This window comes from Sphingomonas sp. P2_B6, assembly GCF_056404755.1.
Map to the genome: position 1 here is coordinate 159,197 of NZ_JBFUDK010000002.1, position 18,116 is coordinate 177,312.

At 65.9% G+C, this 18,116-nt stretch carries 19 protein-coding genes; 5 read left to right on the forward strand and 14 right to left on the reverse strand.

Features of this window, described 5'->3' with window-relative positions; genetic code table 11:
* Positions 1 to 54: 54 nt before the first annotated feature.
* The 8 genes from AC1DX5_RS03300 to AC1DX5_RS03335 are packed head-to-tail and all read right to left on the reverse strand — an operon-like array spanning position 55 to position 5,941.
* Complete coding sequence (locus AC1DX5_RS03300) at positions 55 to 759, reverse strand: META domain-containing protein (RefSeq protein WP_478014163.1); 705 nt, start codon at positions 757 to 759, stop codon at positions 55 to 57.
* A gap of 60 nt (positions 760 to 819) precedes the next feature.
* Positions 820 to 1,629 (reverse strand): TrmH family RNA methyltransferase, encoded by an 810-nt coding sequence (locus AC1DX5_RS03305; protein ID WP_478014165.1) that lies wholly within the window; start codon positions 1,627 to 1,629, stop codon positions 820 to 822.
* A gap of 7 nt (positions 1,630 to 1,636) precedes the next feature.
* Positions 1,637 to 1,909: an HPr family phosphocarrier protein gene (locus AC1DX5_RS03310; RefSeq protein WP_465173272.1), complete on the reverse strand. Its 273-nt coding sequence runs from the start codon at positions 1,907 to 1,909 to the stop codon at positions 1,637 to 1,639.
* On the reverse strand, positions 1,909 to 2,316 hold the full coding sequence (locus AC1DX5_RS03315) for a PTS sugar transporter subunit IIA (RefSeq protein ID WP_465173273.1): 408 nt from the start codon (positions 2,314 to 2,316) through the stop codon (positions 1,909 to 1,911). The genes AC1DX5_RS03310 and AC1DX5_RS03315 overlap by 1 nt, the downstream gene beginning before the upstream one ends.
* The gene (gene rapZ, locus AC1DX5_RS03320; RefSeq protein WP_465173274.1) at positions 2,313 to 3,281 is read right to left on the reverse strand and encodes an RNase adapter RapZ; all 969 of its coding nucleotides are present in this window, start codon (positions 3,279 to 3,281) and stop codon (positions 2,313 to 2,315) included. The genes AC1DX5_RS03315 and rapZ overlap by 4 nt, the downstream gene beginning before the upstream one ends.
* On the reverse strand, positions 3,278 to 3,700 hold the full coding sequence (locus AC1DX5_RS03325) for an HPr kinase/phosphorylase (RefSeq protein WP_465173275.1): 423 nt from the start codon (positions 3,698 to 3,700) through the stop codon (positions 3,278 to 3,280). Before AC1DX5_RS03325 ends, rapZ begins: the two co-directional genes overlap by 4 nt.
* Positions 3,697 to 5,265, reverse strand: a complete 1,569-nt coding sequence (locus AC1DX5_RS03330; RefSeq protein WP_478014166.1) for a sensor histidine kinase — start codon at positions 5,263 to 5,265, stop codon at positions 3,697 to 3,699. The genes AC1DX5_RS03325 and AC1DX5_RS03330 overlap by 4 nt, the downstream gene beginning before the upstream one ends.
* Positions 5,234 to 5,941, reverse strand: coding sequence for a response regulator transcription factor (locus AC1DX5_RS03335; RefSeq protein ID WP_465176667.1), 708 nt, complete (start codon positions 5,939 to 5,941; stop codon positions 5,234 to 5,236). The genes AC1DX5_RS03330 and AC1DX5_RS03335 overlap by 32 nt, the downstream gene beginning before the upstream one ends.
* Before the next feature lie 194 nt (positions 5,942 to 6,135).
* Between AC1DX5_RS03335 and AC1DX5_RS03340 the strand changes: the two genes are divergently transcribed.
* Genes AC1DX5_RS03340 through AC1DX5_RS03350 form a run of 3 tightly spaced genes read left to right on the forward strand, consistent with a single transcriptional unit; the run spans position 6,136 to position 8,633 of the window.
* On the forward strand, positions 6,136 to 7,743 hold the full coding sequence (locus AC1DX5_RS03340; RefSeq protein ID WP_465173278.1) for a phosphoenolpyruvate carboxykinase: 1,608 nt from the start codon (positions 6,136 to 6,138) through the stop codon (positions 7,741 to 7,743).
* A 39-nt stretch (positions 7,744 to 7,782) separates the two neighbouring features.
* A complete protein-coding gene (locus AC1DX5_RS03345; RefSeq protein ID WP_465173279.1) occupies positions 7,783 to 8,235 on the forward strand; it encodes a hypothetical protein in 453 nt (150 codons plus the stop codon).
* Positions 8,236 to 8,273: 38 nt separating this feature from the next.
* Positions 8,274 to 8,633, forward strand: coding sequence for a hypothetical protein (locus AC1DX5_RS03350; RefSeq protein WP_465173280.1), 360 nt, complete (start codon positions 8,274 to 8,276; stop codon positions 8,631 to 8,633).
* 468 nt (positions 8,634 to 9,101) lie between these two features.
* On the opposite strand, the gene AC1DX5_RS03355 is transcribed toward AC1DX5_RS03350, so the two are convergent.
* Complete coding sequence (locus AC1DX5_RS03355; RefSeq protein ID WP_465173281.1) at positions 9,102 to 9,551, reverse strand: NfeD family protein; 450 nt, start codon at positions 9,549 to 9,551, stop codon at positions 9,102 to 9,104.
* Positions 9,548 to 10,522, reverse strand: coding sequence for an SPFH domain-containing protein (locus tag AC1DX5_RS03360; RefSeq protein ID WP_478014167.1), 975 nt, complete (start codon positions 10,520 to 10,522; stop codon positions 9,548 to 9,550). The genes AC1DX5_RS03355 and AC1DX5_RS03360 overlap by 4 nt, the downstream gene beginning before the upstream one ends.
* Before the next feature lie 172 nt (positions 10,523 to 10,694).
* Here AC1DX5_RS03360 and guaB point away from each other — a divergent pair, with 172 nt between their 5' ends.
* Complete coding sequence (guaB, locus tag AC1DX5_RS03365) at positions 10,695 to 12,152, forward strand: IMP dehydrogenase (protein WP_478014169.1); 1,458 nt, start codon at positions 10,695 to 10,697, stop codon at positions 12,150 to 12,152.
* Positions 12,153 to 12,161: 9 nt separating this feature from the next.
* Here guaB and AC1DX5_RS03370 read toward each other — a convergent pair whose 3' ends face one another.
* On the reverse strand, positions 12,162 to 12,686 hold the full coding sequence (locus AC1DX5_RS03370) for a gamma carbonic anhydrase family protein (protein WP_465176669.1): 525 nt from the start codon (positions 12,684 to 12,686) through the stop codon (positions 12,162 to 12,164).
* A gap of 163 nt (positions 12,687 to 12,849) precedes the next feature.
* On the opposite strand from AC1DX5_RS03370, the gene AC1DX5_RS03375 reads away from it, so the two are divergent.
* The gene (locus AC1DX5_RS03375; protein ID WP_478014171.1) at positions 12,850 to 14,391 is read left to right on the forward strand and encodes a glucuronyl esterase domain-containing protein; all 1,542 of its coding nucleotides are present in this window, start codon (positions 12,850 to 12,852) and stop codon (positions 14,389 to 14,391) included.
* 110 nt (positions 14,392 to 14,501) lie between these two features.
* Here the strand turns inward: AC1DX5_RS03375 and AC1DX5_RS03380 are convergent, their stop codons facing one another.
* From AC1DX5_RS03380 to AC1DX5_RS03390, 3 genes are all read right to left on the reverse strand, one after another.
* Complete coding sequence (locus tag AC1DX5_RS03380) at positions 14,502 to 15,236, reverse strand: GDSL-type esterase/lipase family protein (protein WP_465176671.1); 735 nt, start codon at positions 15,234 to 15,236, stop codon at positions 14,502 to 14,504.
* 69 nt (positions 15,237 to 15,305) lie between these two features.
* Positions 15,306 to 15,671 carry a hypothetical protein gene (locus AC1DX5_RS03385; protein ID WP_465173287.1) on the reverse strand — a complete coding sequence of 122 codons (366 nt, stop codon included), beginning with the start codon at positions 15,669 to 15,671 and terminating at the stop codon, positions 15,306 to 15,308.
* Positions 15,672 to 16,133: 462 nt separating this feature from the next.
* The gene (locus AC1DX5_RS03390; RefSeq protein WP_478014172.1) at positions 16,134 to 18,059 is read right to left on the reverse strand and encodes a pyrroloquinoline quinone-dependent dehydrogenase; all 1,926 of its coding nucleotides are present in this window, start codon (positions 18,057 to 18,059) and stop codon (positions 16,134 to 16,136) included.
* Positions 18,060 to 18,116 lie beyond the last annotated feature (57 nt).

The following is an 18,116-nucleotide window of genomic DNA, read 5'->3' on the forward strand; positions in this document are numbered from 1 at the left end:
GGGCTCAACGATATGGCAAGGTTCGAGGTTCCGGCGATATGTGCGGCGCCAGGGTTAGTGGAGGCGCGGCCCAGCTTTCACCAGCACCAGAGTGCGCAAGCCAGTGGCGCTCAGTACCAGCTTGCCGTCGCGATTGCTGCTCACGCTCAACCGCTGGCCGAGCAGGTACATGATCGCCTGTTCCTGCACCATCGCCGGGCCCATGCACGCCATCTTGGTGGACATCAGCGGGCCGGTGACCAGATAGCCGCGCTCGAAACGGAACGAGCCGCGGAAGCTGTTGCACCCGCTGTTGCCGCTGATCGTATTGCCGGAAAAGGAAATCGTCGCCGGGCGGGGGCCGCGGACCGTGCGGCCCTCGATCGCCTGGATCTCCCAATTACCCTCGATCACCGCGGCGTGGGGCGGGCGGGCGATCGGATCGCCGCCACAGCCTCGCACGGTCCTGCGGCCTACCGTCACGGTCACGCTGTCGGGATAGTCGCGGTCGCTCATCCCGTCGCTGCACCGCGCGCGCGTGACGTCGATCGTGATGCGCGGCGTGACATAGCGCAGACCGTTGAAGCTTGGACGGGGCACGGGCGCGGCGGTCGTCACACGAGTGCGTCCATAGTCGCCGACATAGCGGATCAGACCCTTCTCGATGGTCAGTGCCCAGCCGGGCTCCGTACCGACGGCCTTGTAAGGGACCTCGCGCGGCTGCGCGGCGGCGGCGCCGGCAGTCAACAGGGCGGGGATCAGGGCAAGCGCGAACTTCATCTCGGGTCTCCTCGACCGCCGGATAGGCACGCCAGGCTGAACCGGTCGTTACGCACCCGTTCAGCCGCGCGAAGGCTTTGTCTGTGCGAGTACTTCATAGGCCATAACCGCCGTCGCGACAGCAGCATTGAGGCTGTCTGCCTTGCCGAGCATCGGGATTTTCACCAGCAGGTCGCATTCTGCGGCGTAATCGGCCGGCATGCCCTGCGCTTCGTTGCCGGTCAGCAGGAAGGTGGGGGCGGTGTAGGCGGCGGCGCGATAGTCGTGCTCGGTATCGAGGCTCAGCCCGACCAGCTGCCCCGGGGCGGCGCGGAGCCAGGGGACGAAGTCGGCCCAGCCGGCCTGGACGATCGGCACGGTGAACAGGGCCCCCATGCTCGCGCGTACTGCCTCCACCGAGAAGGGATCGACGCACTCGCCGATCAGGATCAGCCCGCCCGCGCCGACGGCATCGCCGGTGCGCAGGATCGTGCCGAGATTGCCGGGATCGCGCAGCCGCTCGGCGACCAGCCAGATCGTCGCGCTCGAGCGGTCCAGCTTTTCAAGGCTGCTGGCGAATTCAGCGAAGACGCCGACCACGGCCTGCGGGTTGTCCTTGCCGGACAGCTTGGAGAGGATGTCGGGCACCGTCTCGATCGCTTCGCCGCCCGCCGCCTCGACATCGGCGATCAGCGCGCGGACGAGGGCGTGGTTGGCGCTGTCGCGGGCGAAGAACAGATATTGGGGCAGGCGGCCGCTCTCGCGCGCTTCGGTGAGGATGCGCAGGCCCTCGGCGAGGAACAGGCCTTCCTCGCGACGATGCCTTTTCTCGCGAAGCGCGCGCACGCGCTTGATGAGCGGGTTGGAATAAGCGGTGATCTCGCGGGGCATGGGAGGCTCACTCCTCCCCGAACTTGGCCTCGACCAGCTGGCACAGCGCGCCGACGGCCTGTTCGGCACCGTCGCCCTCGGCGCTGATGACGATCGAATCGCCCATCGCCGCGCCGAGCATCATCAGGCCCATGATCGAGGTGCCGGTCACGCTGCCGGCGCCGTCCTTCTCCACCGCGACTTCGACGGGTTGAGTCGAGGCGAGGGTGACGAACTTGGCGCTTGCCCTGGCGTGAAGCCCCCGCTTGTTGGTGATGAGGACCGTGCGACTGACCGGCATCAGGCAGCCGCCTCGCCAAGAACCTCGGAGGCGACCGAGATATATTTGCGTCCCGCCTCGCGCGCCGCAGCGACGGCATCGACCACCTTCATTGCCTTGCGGGCCGATTCGAGCCGGATCAGCATCGGCAGGTTGATGCCCGCGATGACCTCGATACGGCCGCGCTCCATCAGTGAGATGGCAAGATTGGATGGCGTGCCGCCGAACAGATCGGTCAGCACGATCACGCCGCGCCCGCTGTCGACCGCGGCGATCGCCTTCGCGATGTCGGCGCGGCGCGCCTCCATATCGTCGTCAGGGCCGATCGCGATCGTCGCGATGCGTTCCTGCTTGCCGACGACATGCTCCATCGCGGTCACGAATTCCTCGGCGAGGCGTCCGTGCGTCACCAGAACCAGGCCTATCATTGCCCCGACTCTTTCATTGCAGTTTCACTCACTGAAAGACCGTCCCCTTGGGCATTTTCTGCCGCACCCTCGAGCGAGTCTTGCGGCGCTGCAGCAAGATCGCGGTGCGCGACCGTGGGCGAAAATCCTTCGTCGCGCAACCTTGCGGCCACTCGCTCCGCCACATGCACGGAACGGTGCCGCCCGCCGGTGCAGCCAAAGGCCATTGTGACATAGGATTTCCCCTCGGCCCGATAACGCGGGAGCAGGAACAGCAGCAGCGACTCGATCTGCGTCATCGCCATATCATAAGCCGGATCGGCTGCGACATAAGCGCTGACATCCTTGTCCAGGCCCGTTCCGGGACGAAGCTCCGGTACCCAGTGCGGATTGCGCAGGAAGCGCATGTCGAACACCAGATCGGCGTTGCGCGGCAGCCCGCGGGCATAGCCGAACGACATCACCGACAGCGTCGGCTCGCCAAGTCCCTCGCCTGAAAAGGTCGATCGCACCTGCTGCGCCAGCTCATTGCCGGTGAGGTTGGTGGTATCGATCAGCCGGTTGGCCCAGCGCCGCAGCGGCGCGAGCAACTCGCGCTCGCGCGCGATGCCGTCCGAGGCGGGGCGATCGAGCGCGAGCGGATGGCGCCGGCGCGTCTCCGAATAGCGCCGCTCGAGCTCGCCACCAGAGCAATCGAGGAACAGGGTGCCGATGTCATGGCCGTGTTCCTCGCGGAGCTTCTTGATCCGCTTCACGATCCGATCGGGGTCGAAATCGCGGGTGCGGGCACCGATACCGAGGGCGAGCGGCTGCGAGGACCGCTCGGCCCCTTCTGGCAAAGGGGCGCCAAGCAGCCGGTCGAGCAGGAGCAGCGGCAGATTGTCCACCACCTCCCAGCCCAGATCCTCGAGCGTCCGCAGCACGGTCGACTTGCCCGCGCCCGACATGCCGGTGACGAGCAATATATCCTTGGGGTCGCGCTTCATGGCGCGCGCTCTAGCAGGTGCTTCAAGGCAAGTTCCACCTTGATCGGCGCCGAAGCCTCGCGCGGATCGAGGGCGATCGCCGGTACCAGTACGCCCTCGAACCAGCGCGGCGCGGGTTCCGGCAGGCGTTCGACTTGCGCGCCGAGCCGGATCAGCAGCGCCACCGGCACAGGCTCAACATGGGTAACGGAGATGATTCCCACGCCGCGGATTTCCATCCGTCCGGCAATCGTCGCGGGTGCGCTGGCGAGCAACCGATCGTCCGCCCTGGCCAATATCGTATAATCGTCGCTCACCAACACCGCGCCGCGATCGATCAGGCGCAGGGCCAGGTCGGACTTGCCGGCGCCCGACGGTCCTTCGATCAGCACCGCATAGCCGCCGATCGCCACGGTCGAGGCATGGATCGTCTCGCTCATCTTCTGTCCGATATAGGAAGGCGCACGACGAAACGCGCCCCGCCCAGGCGGTCTTCGCGCGATTCGACCGAGATCGCGCCCTGATGGCCTTCGACAATGGTCCGGGCGATGGCGAGGCCCAGCCCGCTATGCTTGCCGAACTCTTCGCCATCGGGGCGGAGCGACTGGAAGCGGCTGAACACCTGCTCGCGTGCTTCCTCGGGTACGCCGGGGCCTTCGTCCTCGACCCGCACGACCAGCTCGTCGCCGTCCCGCGCTGCCGACACTACGATCAGGCCGCCATCGGGCGAGAAGGACACGGCGTTCTCGATCAGGTTCTCGAACACGCGCTCGAGCCTGCCGCCTTCGCCCATCGCGATCAGCGTCTCGCCCTTGCGCTGGTCGAAGCGGATCTGGATGTCGCGCTCGACGCCGCGTTCGGCGCGCTGATCGAGTAGGGCGGCGATCATCGCGCCGATATCGACATCCTCGAACTTGGCGCGGCTGAGCTGCGCGTCGAGGCGCGAGGCCTCCGAAATGTCGGTGATCAGCCGGTCGAGCCGGTGCACATCGTCGCGCACGATCGCCAGCAGCCGCTCCTGCAGCTCCGGGTCCTTGACCGAATTGAGCCCTTCGACTGCCGACCGCAGCGAGGCGAGGGGGTTCTTCATCTCGTGCGTGACGTCCGCGGCAAAGGCCTCGGTCGCGTCGATGCGCGCGCGCAGCGCGAGGCTCATGTCCGACAAGGCGCGGGCCAGCATGCCCAGCTCGTCGCGGCGCGAGGGCAGGCGAGGCACCACGACCTCGCGCGCGCGCCCCAGCCGCACTCGCACCGCGGCGCGCGCGAGACGCCGCAACGGGCGCACGATCGTCCGGGCGAGGAACAGCGAGAGCAGGATCGAGATCGCCGAGACGATCGCCAGCACGACGCCCAGCCGAAAGCGTTCGACCCGCACCGTCTGGGTGATATCCCGGGCGTTGACCGTGGTCATCACCACGCCGCCGGTTGGCAGGGCCGCCGCCGCCGTGATCACCGGCGTCCGATCGGGTGCGCGCCATACTGTCGCCGGCGCGCTCTCGGTGCTGCGCGCGGTATGGACATCGGGCCATTCCAGGCCCTCGGCGCGCTCGCGGTACAGGGGCGCCCGAGGCGCGCCGACCACGGTGTCGATCACCGCGTCGAGGAAGCGTGCGGTGTCCTGCTGCCAATCCTCCTTGTCGGGATCCTGAAGCACGACGTTGCGCAGGCCGAGCGCGCGCGTGTCGGTGACCAGCTTGCCCTGGTTGTCATAGACCCGGATGCGCGCGCCGGTGTCGCGCGCCAGCCGCAGGGCGAGGATATTGTGGCGATCCGGCGTTACCGCGCCCATCGCCTCGGCGATCAACCGCGCCTCGCGGCTCGCCTGCGCCACGCGGTTGTCGACGATCCGGCTGCGATAACTGTCGAGGTAGAAAAAGCCGCCGGCCAGCATCGCCAGCGCGATGATGTTGACCGCGAGGATGCGCGGCGTGAGCGATACCTGCCCTGACCAGCGAAGCGTCAGCTCGCGATCGTCATTCCTCGGAGAATCGGTAACCCGCGCCATATAAGGTCTCTATGGCATCGAACTCGGGGTCGATCTGCCGGAACTTGCGGCGCACGCGTTTGATGTGGCTGTCGATCGTGCGGTCGTCGACATAGATGTCGTCGTGATAGGCGGCATCCATCAGCTGATTGCGCGTCTTCACGATGCCCGGCCGCTGCGCCAGCGTTTCCAGGATCAGGAATTCAGTGACGGTCAGGGTCACGCCGGCGTCGTTCCAGGTCACCCTGTGCCTGGCCGTGTCCATCGACAGCCGTCCGCGGACCAGCGTGCCACCCGGATTCTCATCCTCGCCCGCGGTGCCCGCCACAGCCAGCTCCGATCGGCGCAGGATCGCACGGATCCGGGCGATCAGCAGCCGATGCGAGAAGGGCTTGGAGATATAGTCGTCGGCGCCCATCGCCAGGCCGAGCGCCTCGTCCAGCTCGTCATCCTTGGATGTCAGGAAGATCACCGGGGTGGTGCTCTTCTCGCGCAGCCGCCGGAGCAGCTCGAGCCCGTCCATGCGCGGCATCTTGATGTCGAAGATGGCGAGATCCGGCGGATTCTCGATCAGCGCCTTCAGCGCGGTTTCTCCATCGGAATAGACCCGGGTGACGAATCCTTCGGCCTGGAGCGCGATCGATACGGAGGTGAGGATGTTGCGGTCGTCGTCGACGAGCGCGATCGAAGCCGTCATCGGCGGTGCAACCCTTGTGCTGTTGCGGGTGGACTAGTCCAAACTGACCCGGGGCTCAACTCAATGTGAAATATGGTTACCCAGTCCGATTGTCTCGACTGGACAATTGCCCGTTCCTGGCGATATGCGCGACTCGTGTCACGATAGTATTCCAGCGGTGTCGACCGCACGCCCGAAACAGGAGATCAAGGACCGTGAGCGATCGTATTCCCGATGCAGGCCTCGAAGCGCAGGGCATTGAAACACGCGCTACCCTGCACTGGAATCTGGTCACGGCCCGCCTGATCGAGGCCGCCGTCGCGCGCGGCGAGGGCAAGCTGTCCGCCGAAGGCCCGCTGGTCGTCGAGACCGGCCAGCACACCGGCCGGTCGGCCCAGGACAAGTTCATCGTCCGCGACGCCGAGACCGAGAGCACCGTCTGGTGGGGCAAGAGCAACAAGTCGATGACGCCGGAGCATTTCGCGGCGCTCAAGGCCGACTTCATTGCCGCCCTGAAGGAAAAGGAAGACCTGTTCATCCAGGACCTGTTCGGCGGATCGCAGCCGGAACACCGCGTCCGCGTGCGCATCGTCAACGAGCTTGCCTGGCACAACAGCTTCATCCGCACCATGCTGGTGCGCCCGGAAGAGAGCGAGCTGCGCGGGTTCGAGGCAGAATACACCATCATCGACCTGCCGACCTTCCGTGCCGACCCGGCGCGCCATGGCTGCCGCAGCGAGACCGTGATCGCGGTCAGCTTCACCGAGAAGCTGATCCTGATCGGCGGCACGCGCTATGCCGGCGAGATGAAGAAGTCGGTGTTCAGCCTGCTCAACTATCTGCTGCCGCCGACCGGTGTGATGCCGATGCATTGCTCGGCCAACATCGGGCCAAAGGGGGACACCGCGGTGTTCTTCGGCCTGTCCGGCACCGGCAAGACCACGCTGTCGGCCGATGCGTCGCGCACGCTGATCGGCGACGACGAGCATGGCTGGTCGGACACGGCGGTGTTCAATTTCGAGGGCGGCTGCTACGCCAAGATGATCCGCCTGTCGGCCGATGCCGAGCCGGAAATCTTCGCGACCACAAAGCGGTTCGGCACGATCCTCGAAAATGTCGTGATGGACAATGTCACGCGCCAGCTCGACCTCGACGACGCCAGCCTCGCCGAGAACAGCCGCGGCGCCTATCCGATCGACTTCATCCCCAATGCCTCGGAAGAGAATATGGGGCCGGTGCCGCGCAACATCGTGATGCTGACGGCGGACGCCTATGGCATCCTGCCGCCGATCTCGAAGCTGACGCCGGAACAGGCCATGTATCACTTCCTCTCGGGCTACACGGCGCGCGTCGCCGGCACCGAGATCGGCGTGACCGAGCCCGATGCGACCTTCTCGACCTGCTTCGGCGCGCCGTTCATGGCGCGGCACCCGTCGGTCTATGGCAATCTGCTCAAGGAGCGGATCGCCAAGGGCGGCGTGGATTGCTGGCTGGTCAATACCGGCTGGACCGGCGGCAAATACGGCATCGGCCGGCGCATGCCGATCAAGGCGACCCGCGCCCTGCTCAACGCCGCGCTCGATGGCAGCCTGAACAACGCCGAATTCCGTACCGATCCCAATTTCGGCTTCCGGGTCCCGGTCAGCGTCGCGGGCGTCGACACCGCGATCCTCGATCCGCGCGAAACCTGGCCGGACAAGGACGAATATGACGCGACGGCGGCCAGACTGGTCGACCTGTTCGTCGATAATTTCGCGCAATTCGCGGACGATGTGGACGAGGGGGTGCGCCAGGCCGCTCCCAGGACCGCAGAAGCCGCGTAACCGACCCGGTCATCGATCGGGCCAGAGAAAGCCCGATCGATGACCGACCTTCCGTACCGACCCTTTGCTGACGACGCCTCGATCCGCCGGATCGGGGAAGGATTGCTCGCGTGCACCTTGCCGCGCGCCGAATGGACTCACGAGGCGCATCTCGCGGCCACGCTCTGGCTGATCCGCGATCGCCCCGATGTGGATGTCGATGCGCGGATCGGCGAGATCATCGCGCGCTACAATGAGAGCGTTGGCGGCGTGAATGACGACACCCAGGGCTATCACGATACGATCACGCATGTGTTCGTGGCGGGCATTCGCCTGCACCTTGTCGGCCGTGATGCGAACGAACCCCTTGTCGACGCCGTCAATGCCTTGCTCGCGAGTCCGATGGGCACGCGCGACTGGCCGCTTGGCTTCTACAGCCGCAACCGGCTGTTTTCCGTGGCGGCCCGGCGCAAATTCGCGGCACCCGACCTCGCGCTGCTTCCGGTACCGTGATACACTGGCCGAACATCAAATGGCCTTAGGAACGCATCATGGGACTGCTCGACGGACTGCTGGGACAAGTGGCCCAGAATGTCGACATCAAGAACCTCGCGGCCAAGGTCGGGCTGACCCCCGAACAGGTCGAGAGCGCGGTGACCGCGCTCGGCCAGGCGCATACGGCACCCACCGATACGGTCGCGACGGCGGCCGCGTCCACCGGCCTGCCGGAGGACACGCTGCAGCAGATCATCGGCCATATCGGCGGTGAAGGCGCGTTGGGGAAGTTCGCCGGCTTGCTGGAAGGCTCGGGCATGCTCGGCAAGGTCGGCGGGATGATCGACCAGGACGGTGACGGCAATCCGATGAACGAGATTGCCGGCTTCGCCAAGGGCCTGTTCGGCAAGAGCTGAGGGTCAGGCGCGAGCCGGAAATTCCCTGTTATGGGCGATTAACAGGGAATTTCTTTTTTTGCCCGTTTTCCGGCATGTTTGAGCAGATTTTATGTCTGTATATCAGAACCTTGCCCCAGAATTCCCTGTTATTGGATAACAGGGAATTTTGCACGGCATAACAGGGAATTTTCGGATGGATCAGGGAATGGAGGCTGCTCCAAACGGGTGAGCGCATCGATTACGTCCGTCATGCCGGGCTTGTTCCGGCATCCACCGGTCCACGAGTGCGAAAACCCCCACAAGTGCGAAAACCCGTTGTACGCGGCACGGTGGACCCTTGAACACGTCCGAGGCGATGCGTGGGGTGAGGAGCCGGAACCCAGGGAGCGTCCGGACCAACGATAAGAAAGAGCAGGACCGTCGCAACGCATCCGGTCCAGCGCCTCATGCGACAATCTCCGCCGCATTTGAATCAAGCCCAAATCGTCAGGCAGGCTCCACCAGCAGAACGCTGCCCGTCGCCCCGACGATCCGGACCAGCGCGCCCGCGGCCGCGTCAGGACCACGGGCCTTCCAGGCGCCGTCGCCCACCTTCACGCGGCCTTCGCCGCCGGCGATGGCGTCGCACACTTCGGCCGTCGTCCCGATCAGGCGAGAGGTGCGGTCGTTGAGCAGTGGATCTTCGGTCGCGACTTCGCTCTGGTGGTACCAGCGCCGGCCCAGCCCGACCGCCGCGGTGGTGAACAGGGCGAACAGCACCGCCTGCACCAGCAGCGGTAATCCCGGCAGCGCGAGCAATGCAAAGCCGGTCAGCGCCGCGCCGGCCGCGAGAAAGATCATGAAGAAACCCGGCGCGATCAACTCCGCGATGGCCAGCGCCAGCGCGGCGGCGAGCCAGAGCGCACCATGACTCCAGACGAAGCCGAGAAAGATCATTGCGGGCCTCCTTCGAACGGACCGCGCGGGCGTGCCGGCGGACGCCGTGCGGGCGGTGACGCGCGGTCGGCAAAGGCATCCCGCGCGAGCTCGCCGATGCCGCCGAGCGTGCCGATCAGCTGAGTCGCCTCGACCGGGAACAGGATCGTCTTGGCATTGGGCGAGGTAGCGAACTTGCCCACCGCCTCGACATATTTCTGCGCGATGAAATAGTTGAGCGACTGGCTGCTGCCGGCCTCGATCGCGTCGGACACCATCTTGGTCGCGGTCGCTTCGGCCTCGGCCGAGCGTTCGCGCGCCTCGGCGTCGCGGAAGGCGGCTTCCTTGCGTCCCTCGGCCTCGAGGATCTGCGCCTGTTTCAGGCCTTCGGCGCGGTTGATCTCGTTCTGCCGTGCCGCTTCGGATTCGAGGATGGTCGCACGCTTCTCGCGCTCGGCCTTCATCTGGCGAGTCATGGCGTTGACGATATCGGCGGGCGGCCGGATGTCCTTCAGCTCGACGCGCGTGATCTTCACGCCCCATGCCTCGGTCGCCTGATCGACCACCTGGAGCAGCCTCGTGTTGATCTCGTCGCGCTTCGACAGCGTTTCGTCCAGGTCCATCGAACCCATCACCGTGCGCAGATTGGTGGTCGAGAGCTGCATGATCGCGAGATAGAGATCGCTGACCTCATACGCCGCCTTGGCTGCGTCGAGCACCTGGAAGAACACGACGCCGTCGACCGCGACCATCGCATTGTCCTTGGTGATGATCTCCTGGCCCGGAATGTCGAGCACCTGCTCCATCATGTTCACGCGCCGGCCGACCCGGTAGAAAAAGGCCGGATAGAAGTTGAGGCCGGGCCGCGCGACGGTGGTGAAGCGGCCGAAATGTTCGATAGTGTATTGATAGCCCTGGCGGACGACCTTGATGCTGGTCATGAAGTAGAAAATGACGGCGACCAGAACCAGGCCGGCAAGCGTGAGAGTCATGGTGCGAACCCCGACAATGAGCCGCGAGAGGCACGGCCGCCATCTTCAGATTAGCAGATTGGCGGGGCCGTTATAGCGAAATGCGACACGAAGGGCGGGGCCCCTAGCGCAGCAGCGGCCCCTTGTTTACATGGACCGCCACGACTCGCTCCCCGCAGGAAACTGGCACCCCATGGACATTCGCCTCGGCCTCACCTTCGACGACGTATTGCTCGTGCCGGCTGAGTCCGACATCGTCCCGAGCCAGACCAACACGGCGACACGGGTGACGCGCGAGATCGCGCTCGACATCCCGATCCTTTCCTCGGCCATGGATACGGTGACCGAGGCCGACATGGCGATCGTCATGGCGCAGCTCGGCGGTATCGGTGTGCTTCACCGTAATCTCGAAGTCGCCGAACAGGTCGCGGCGGTGCGGGCGGTGAAGCGCTTCGAATCCGGCATGGTGGTGAACCCGATCACCATCGCGCCCGAGGCGACACTGGCGGAAGCGCAGGCACTGATGACGCGCAACAAGATCAGCGGCATCCCCGTGGTCGAGGCAAGCGGCAAGCTCGTCGGCATCCTGACCAACCGCGACGTGCGCTTTGCCGGCAATCCGCGCCAGCCGGTCGCCGAGCTGATGACTCACGAGAATCTCGCAACCGTCGCACCGGGCGTGAGCCAGGAGGAAGCACGCCGCCTGCTGCATCAGCGCCGCATCGAGAAGCTTCTCGTCGTCGATGAGGCCTATCGGTGCATTGGCCTGATCACGGTGAAGGATATCGAGAAGGCGGTGACCTATCCCAACGCGACCAAGGACGCGACCGGGCGGCTGCGCGTGGCGGCGGCGACGACGGTCGGGGACAAGGGGTTCGAGCGGACCGAAGCGCTGGTCGACGCGGAGCTGGATCTCGTCGTCATCGACACCGCGCATGGCCATAATCGCGACGTAGCGCGCGCGGTCGAGCGGGTGAAGCGGCTGAGCAATTCAGTGCAGGTCATCGCCGGCAACGTCGCCACCGCCGARGSMACWCGCGCSCTGATCGATGCSGGYGCCGACGSCATCAAGGTCGGCATCGGCCCRGGCTCGATCTGCACCACGCGCGTCGTCGCCGGCGTCGGCGTGCCGCAGCTCACCGCAGTGATGGATTGCGCCGAGATCGGGCTAAAGGCCGGCGTGCCGGTGATCGCCGATGGCGGCCTGCGTACCTCGGGCGATCTCGCCAAGGCGCTCGCGGCGGGCGCATCGGCCTGCATGATCGGCTCGCTGCTGGCCGGCACGGAAGAAGCCCCTGGCGAAAGCTTCCTGTACCAGGGACGCGCCTATAAATCCTACCGCGGCATGGGCTCGGTTGGCGCGATGGGTCGCGGTTCGGCGGATCGTTACTTCCAGGGCGACATCAAGGACCAGCTCAAGCTGGTGCCCGAGGGGATCGAGGGCCAGGTGGCGTTCAAAGGCCCCGCACGCGACGTGATCCATCAACTGGTTGGCGGCATCCGCGCCGCCATGGGCTATACGGGATCGGCGACGATCGAGGACCTGCAGCGGCGCGCGCGGTTCGTACAGATCACCGGCGCGGGCCTGCGCGAGAGCCATGTCCATGACGTGACGATCACGCGCGAGGCGCCGAATTACCCGACGCGGTAATCGCGCGGATCACCCGACCCTGGTCAGCCCCGCGCTATACGCCTTGCCCTTGTCGACATAATGCTGGGCGGACGCCTTGAGCATCGCCGCGGCATCCTCGTCCAGGGTGCGGATCGCCTTGGCCGGGCTGCCAACGATCAGGCTGTTCGGCTCGAACACCTTACCCTCCGTCACCAGGGCGTTCGCGCCGACGATACAGCCATCGCCGATCACGGCGTTGTTGAGAATGATCGCGCCCATGCCGATCAGCACATTGTTGCCGATGGTGCAGCCATGGAGGATGGCATGGTGGCCGATGGTGCAGTCGGCACCGACCGTCAGCGGCGCGCCTGGGTCGGAATGGCACATCGCGCTTTCCTGGATGTTGCTGCGCGTGCCGATGACGATAGGGGTGTTGTCCGCGCGGATGACAGCGCCGAACCAGACGCTCGATTCATCGGCCAGATGCGTGTCGCCGATCACATCCGCGCTGGGCGCGACCCATACGTCGGTTCCGACCACGGGCTGTTTTCCGTCGATGGCGTAAAGCGGCATTGGCATCCTCCTCGTTTCGCGTCGCATAGCGTGCGGCGAGGGCGAGGGGGAGAGAATATGGCCCACCCCGTCGACCTGCCGACAATCGCGATTGCAATCATGTCCTCGCCGTATATCCTATAGGATGTGAGGCGCGCAGGCGTCCACCCAGGAGGGGATTGCCATGAAAATCGCGTTGCTGCGCTCGTGTTGCGCTCTCGCCATGCTGTCCGGCGTGGCGATGTGCGGATCGACGCCGGCCCTCTCGCAGCAAGGCGTGCCGCAACAGGGAGCGGTGACGCCGTGGACCGCGGAGCAGGACCATCAGAACATGATGGACCAGCTCGGCATCAAGACCCTGCGCCCCGGCCATAGCGGCCAGCCCGATGGGCCTAACCCGGCCAATTACGATCCCGCCAAGGCGAACCCTTTTCCCGACTGGCCCGAGATCCTCACGCTGAACAATGGCAGGAAGGTCACCACCGCGGATGGCTGGTGGAAGCAGCGCCGGCCCGAGATCGTCGAGGCGTTCGAGCGCGAGGTGGTCGGGCGCATTCCGGCCAATGTGCCCAAGGTCAGCTGGTCGGTCGCGAGCACCGACAATGAGTATATCAGCGGCAAGCGTATCGTCGCGAAGCAACTGATCGGCCGGGTCGACAACAGCGCCTATCCGGCGATCGAGGTCGGCATCCGGATGACCCTGGTGCTGCCGGCCGAGACCACCAAACCGGTGCCGGTGCTGATCATGTTCGGCGCGGCGCGCTATCCGGCGCCGAGCCAGCCGACCGCCGACGAGGCGGCCAGGATCGATGCGGCGATGAAGGCCGATCTCGTCGCGCGCGACCCCTCACTGGCCGCGGCGTTCCAGGCGCATCCCGGGTTCGTCTTCGTCAGTCCGCCTAGCTTCTTTCCGGCGCCGCCGAGCGACGGTCGCATCTCCGACCTGATCGCCGCCGGCTGGGGCGTCGCGCTGGTCGATACGGGGAGCATCCAGGGCGACAATGGCGCCGGGCTGCGCAGCGGGATCATCGGGCTGACCAACAAGGGCCATCCGCGCAAGCCTGAGGATTGGGGTGCGCTCCGGGCCTGGGGCTGGGGTGCGAGCCGGGCGCTCGATTATCTCGAGACGGTGCCGGCGGTGGACGCGAAGCGAGTCGGGATCGAAGGCGTGTCGCGTTACGGCAAGGCTGCGCTGATCACCATGGCGTTCGACCAGCGGTTCGCGATGGTATTGGTCGGATCGTCGGGCGAGGGCGGGGCCAAGCCGCACCGCCGCAATTTCGGCGAGGCGGTCGAGAACCTCACGGGCACTGGCGGCTATCACTGGATGGCCGGCAACTTCCTGAAATATGGCGCGTCCAAGGCGACGTTCGGGGCGAAGACGCCAGGCGACATCCCGGTCGATGCGCATCAGCTGATCGCGCTGTGCGCACCGCGGCCGACCTTCATCAGCTATGGCGTGCCGGAGAAGGGCGACGCCAACTGGCTCGACCAGGCGGGGAGCTATATGGCGACCGTTGCGGCAGGGCAGGCATGGACCTTGCTCGGCGCGAAGGACCTTGGACTCGGTAACGATTATCGTACCGCGCAAAAGCCGCCGGTGCTGACCGACATGCTCGATGGGCAACTCGCCTGGCGCCAGCATGACGGCGGGCACACCGATGCGCCGAACATGAAATATTTCATCGCCTGGGCCGACCGGCAGATCGGATGGAAGGCGCCGTAGCAGCCACCCAATTCCGTTCGGGCTGAGCTTGTCGAAGCCCTGCTCTTTCTCTTGCCGGACGAAAGAAAGAACAGTCCTTCGACAAGCTCAGGACGAACGGTGTGGTTGGGTCATCGTGTTCGCATTGCCTTGTCGATCGCGGCCTGGGCGAGTGGGGCCATCGCGGCAAAGGCCTCGGCATTGGGATGGACGCCGTCATGCGCGTAACCCGGTTTCATCCCGCCCTCCGGCGTGGCGATAGCGGGCCAGTAGTCGACATAGACCACGTGCTTTCGCGCGGCATAGTCCTTTAGCCAGGCATTCAGCGCCCTGATTTTCGGCGCGGGCTCGAGGCCCGGGCGCCAGGGAAATTCGATCGCGGGCGGGATCGAGGCGAGCACGACCTTGATACCATTGGCACGCGCGATCTCGACCATGCCGGCGACATAGCCTTCGGTCTCCTCGGGCGTGGTCGGGCCGGTATTCTGCGCGACGTCATTGGTGCCGGCCATGATGTGGACGACCGCCGGCTTGAGCGCGACCACGTCGCTGCGGAAGCGGACAAGCATCTGCGGCGTGGTCTGGCCGGAGATGCCGCGGCCCACGAAATGGGCATTGCCCTTGATGAAGGGCTGCTCGGCCCAGCCCTGGGTGATCGAATCGCCCATGAACACGACGCGTTTCGGATCGGCGGCGGCAAGCAGCGGCTGGTTCGCCTCGCGATAGCGGTTGATGAACGCCCAGTCGCCATTCTCGCCCTGGCCGACCGGCGGCTTCGCGGCGGGCGCCGGCGTGGTTTGCGCCGAGAGTTGGACGCAGGACAGCGCGACCGCGCCGATCAGGCTGACAGTGACGAGGGCCCGCATGCATCTCTCCCGTTTGTTGGTCGCCGAAACCTATCGGGATCGGCGGGCGGATGCACGCGCGAAGCGACGTCAGGCGAGCGCGGCGGTCTCCGGGCGGATCATCGAGCGCAGCATGATCCGGCAGGAGCGCACCGCAACCCGCAGCGCCGCGACGAGATCGGGGCGAAGCTGATCGGTCGGCGGTGCCACGTCATCGCCCTCGAGCAAATCGAGCAGCCGGTGCTCGTCGTGCGTGATCGCGCTGTCCGACGGTGCGCCGGCATCGAAGCGACGGCGGGACGCTGCCTCGAACAGCGTCAGCAGGCCATCAAGCACCGGGGCGAGCAGGCCGTAACCCCGCGTTTCGAGCGGCGCGTACAGGGCAGGCTGGATCGAATTACCCGTGTCGCGCGCGACGCGCCAGCTTCGCACTGCCTCAAGAATCGCCGCTGTCATGGATGGGGCAGGCACAGCTATAACGGGACTCATCGTACATCCTTCCTGAGACCCCTTTACGCGTTGCCGCTTTTTGCGACTTGTTCGCAGGCGGTACGCCGATCCGGTTACACCGGCAAGACAGCAGCGCGGCTTTCCAACCGGTTTCGGAGGCATTTCGCCCATTTTCGGTCGCCACGCGGCCGACATTTTTCCTTCCGCTGTAACGTTGGATTTTCAAGACAAATAAGCGTTGAATTTACAAGGAGTTAGGGTCGATTTTCCCTGTTACGGCATGACAGCGGAAAACAGGCTGCGAAAAAGCATCGATCGGGGCCGAAACAGGGGCTGTTTTTCCGCTGCGGCGAACGAAAAATTTCCAACCTGTCGAGCATGAGAAAAAGCAGCCAGGGTGCGAGTCACCCCGGATGTCCGGAAGGCTGCACCAAAATCTCGCGCCGTTGAATCGCCGCGCCTCAGCCGTCAGCGGGCAAGCGCCTTCGGCAGCGCGAACGCCGTCAGCGCGTCGCTGGTGCGCGGGCTGTTGTGATAGCTGCCGCCGGTCGAGACCACCGCGACATATTGCCGGCCGTCAGTGCCGCGATAGGAGATCGGCGTGGCATGGGCCGACGCCTCGAGCTTGTGAGTCCAGACTTCCTTGCCGGTCCCGATCTCGAAGGCACGGAAGCGGGAATCGTCGGTGGAACCGATGAACAGCAGGCCGCCAGCCGTGGTGATCGCGCCGCCGGTGCCGTGGCGCCCAGTGTCGCGCTTGCCCTCGGGCAGGCTGTCGGTGACGCCCAGCGTGCTCTGCCAGACGATCCTGCCGGTCCTGCTGTCGACCGCGCTGAGCTGGCCCCAGGGCGGGCGCTGGCACATCAGGCCGGTGCCGGGCTGCTGGAAACGACCGCCGACGCCGCCGGGCATCCAGGCGACCGGGCCGTCGGTCTTCACCATGGTGGTGACCTGGCCGAAATTATTGGTGTTGACTAGGATATAGCCCGTCTTTGGATCGAAGGTCGCGCCGCCCCAGTTGGAGCCGCCTTCGGTGCCCGGGAAGACGATCAGCGGGCGATCGGGCAGCATGGGCTGATACTGCACGCCCTCTGCCATGTTGTTGGTCCTGATCCAGGTCTCGCACCAGTTCTTCAGCTCGGGCGTGACATCGGCGATGTCCTTCTCGATCGAGAAAGTGGTGCGCGCCAGCGGCGGGGTGACCGGGAAGGGCTGGGTAGGGGCGGCGCGCTCGCCCGGCACAGTGCTGGCCGGGACGGGGCGCTCCTCGACCGGGTGGATCGGCTTGCCGGTGACCCGGTTCAGCATGAACAGCAGCGCGTTCTTCGCCACGACCGCGACGGCGGGCACGGTCTTGCCGCCGACCTTCGCGTCGAACAGCAGGGGCGCGGATTCGAGATCGATGTCCCAGATGTCATGGTGCACGACCTGGAAGTGCCAGAGATATTTGCCGGTGGCCGCATCGGCCGCGACCAGCGACGTGCCAAACAGATTGTCGCCGTGGCGGTCACCGCCATACCGATCATGCGTGGGTGCGCCGATCGGCAGGTAGACGATGCCACGCTTCGCATCGAGGCTCATGAAGCCCCAGACATTGACGCCCGAGCGCTTCTCCGTACTGCCCGGCGCCCAGCTGTCGTAACCGAGCTCGCCCTTGCGGGGCACGGTGTGGAAGGTCCAGACGAGCTTGCCGGTGCGCGCATCCCAGGCGCGGACGTCGCCGCGCGCGCCGAGCGCCGGGTTCTCCTGCACCGAGGAGCCGGTGATGATCAGGTTCCTGAAGACGATCGGCGGGGTCGTCATGCCATATTGCGCGGCGGGCGACCCGTTCATGATCTCGTCGGTCTTCAGATTGACGACGCCCTTCTCGCCGAAGCCGGGCGCATAGGCGCCGGTGGCGGCGTCGAGGCCGATCAGCCGGCCGTCGCGCGTGCCGAAGAAGATGCGCGGGCCAGTCCTGCCGTCGCCGGCCCAATATTCGACGCCGCGCAGCGAGGGCTGGCCGGGGCCGGGAATCTCGCGGACCCAGATTTCCTTGCCCGTGGTCGCGTCGAGCGCGGCGACGCGGGAATAGGGGGTGGAGATATACATGCGGTTGCCGACGACCAGCGGGGTCATCTCCGAACCGGCGAATTGCGAGGCGCGCTGGGCGCCGGCCCCTTCGGCGGCGCGGCGGGCAGCTTCGCCCATATCGGTTGCCGCCTCGGTATTGGCCGGCTTCATCCGATAGACCCAGGCGATCTGCAGGTCGTTCACATTGGCGGGCGTGATCTGGGCGAGCGGCGAGTGGCGCATCGCGCCCTTGTCGTGCCCATAGGTGGGCCAGTCGGTGCCGTCCTGCGCCAGGGCCGTGGTGGAAAGCAGGGCAAGGCCCAGGAACCCGATTTTCAGCATCTATCCACCTTGTTGCACCGTGCCGGCGCGGGGGCCTTCAATAGCATGGAGCCGAAG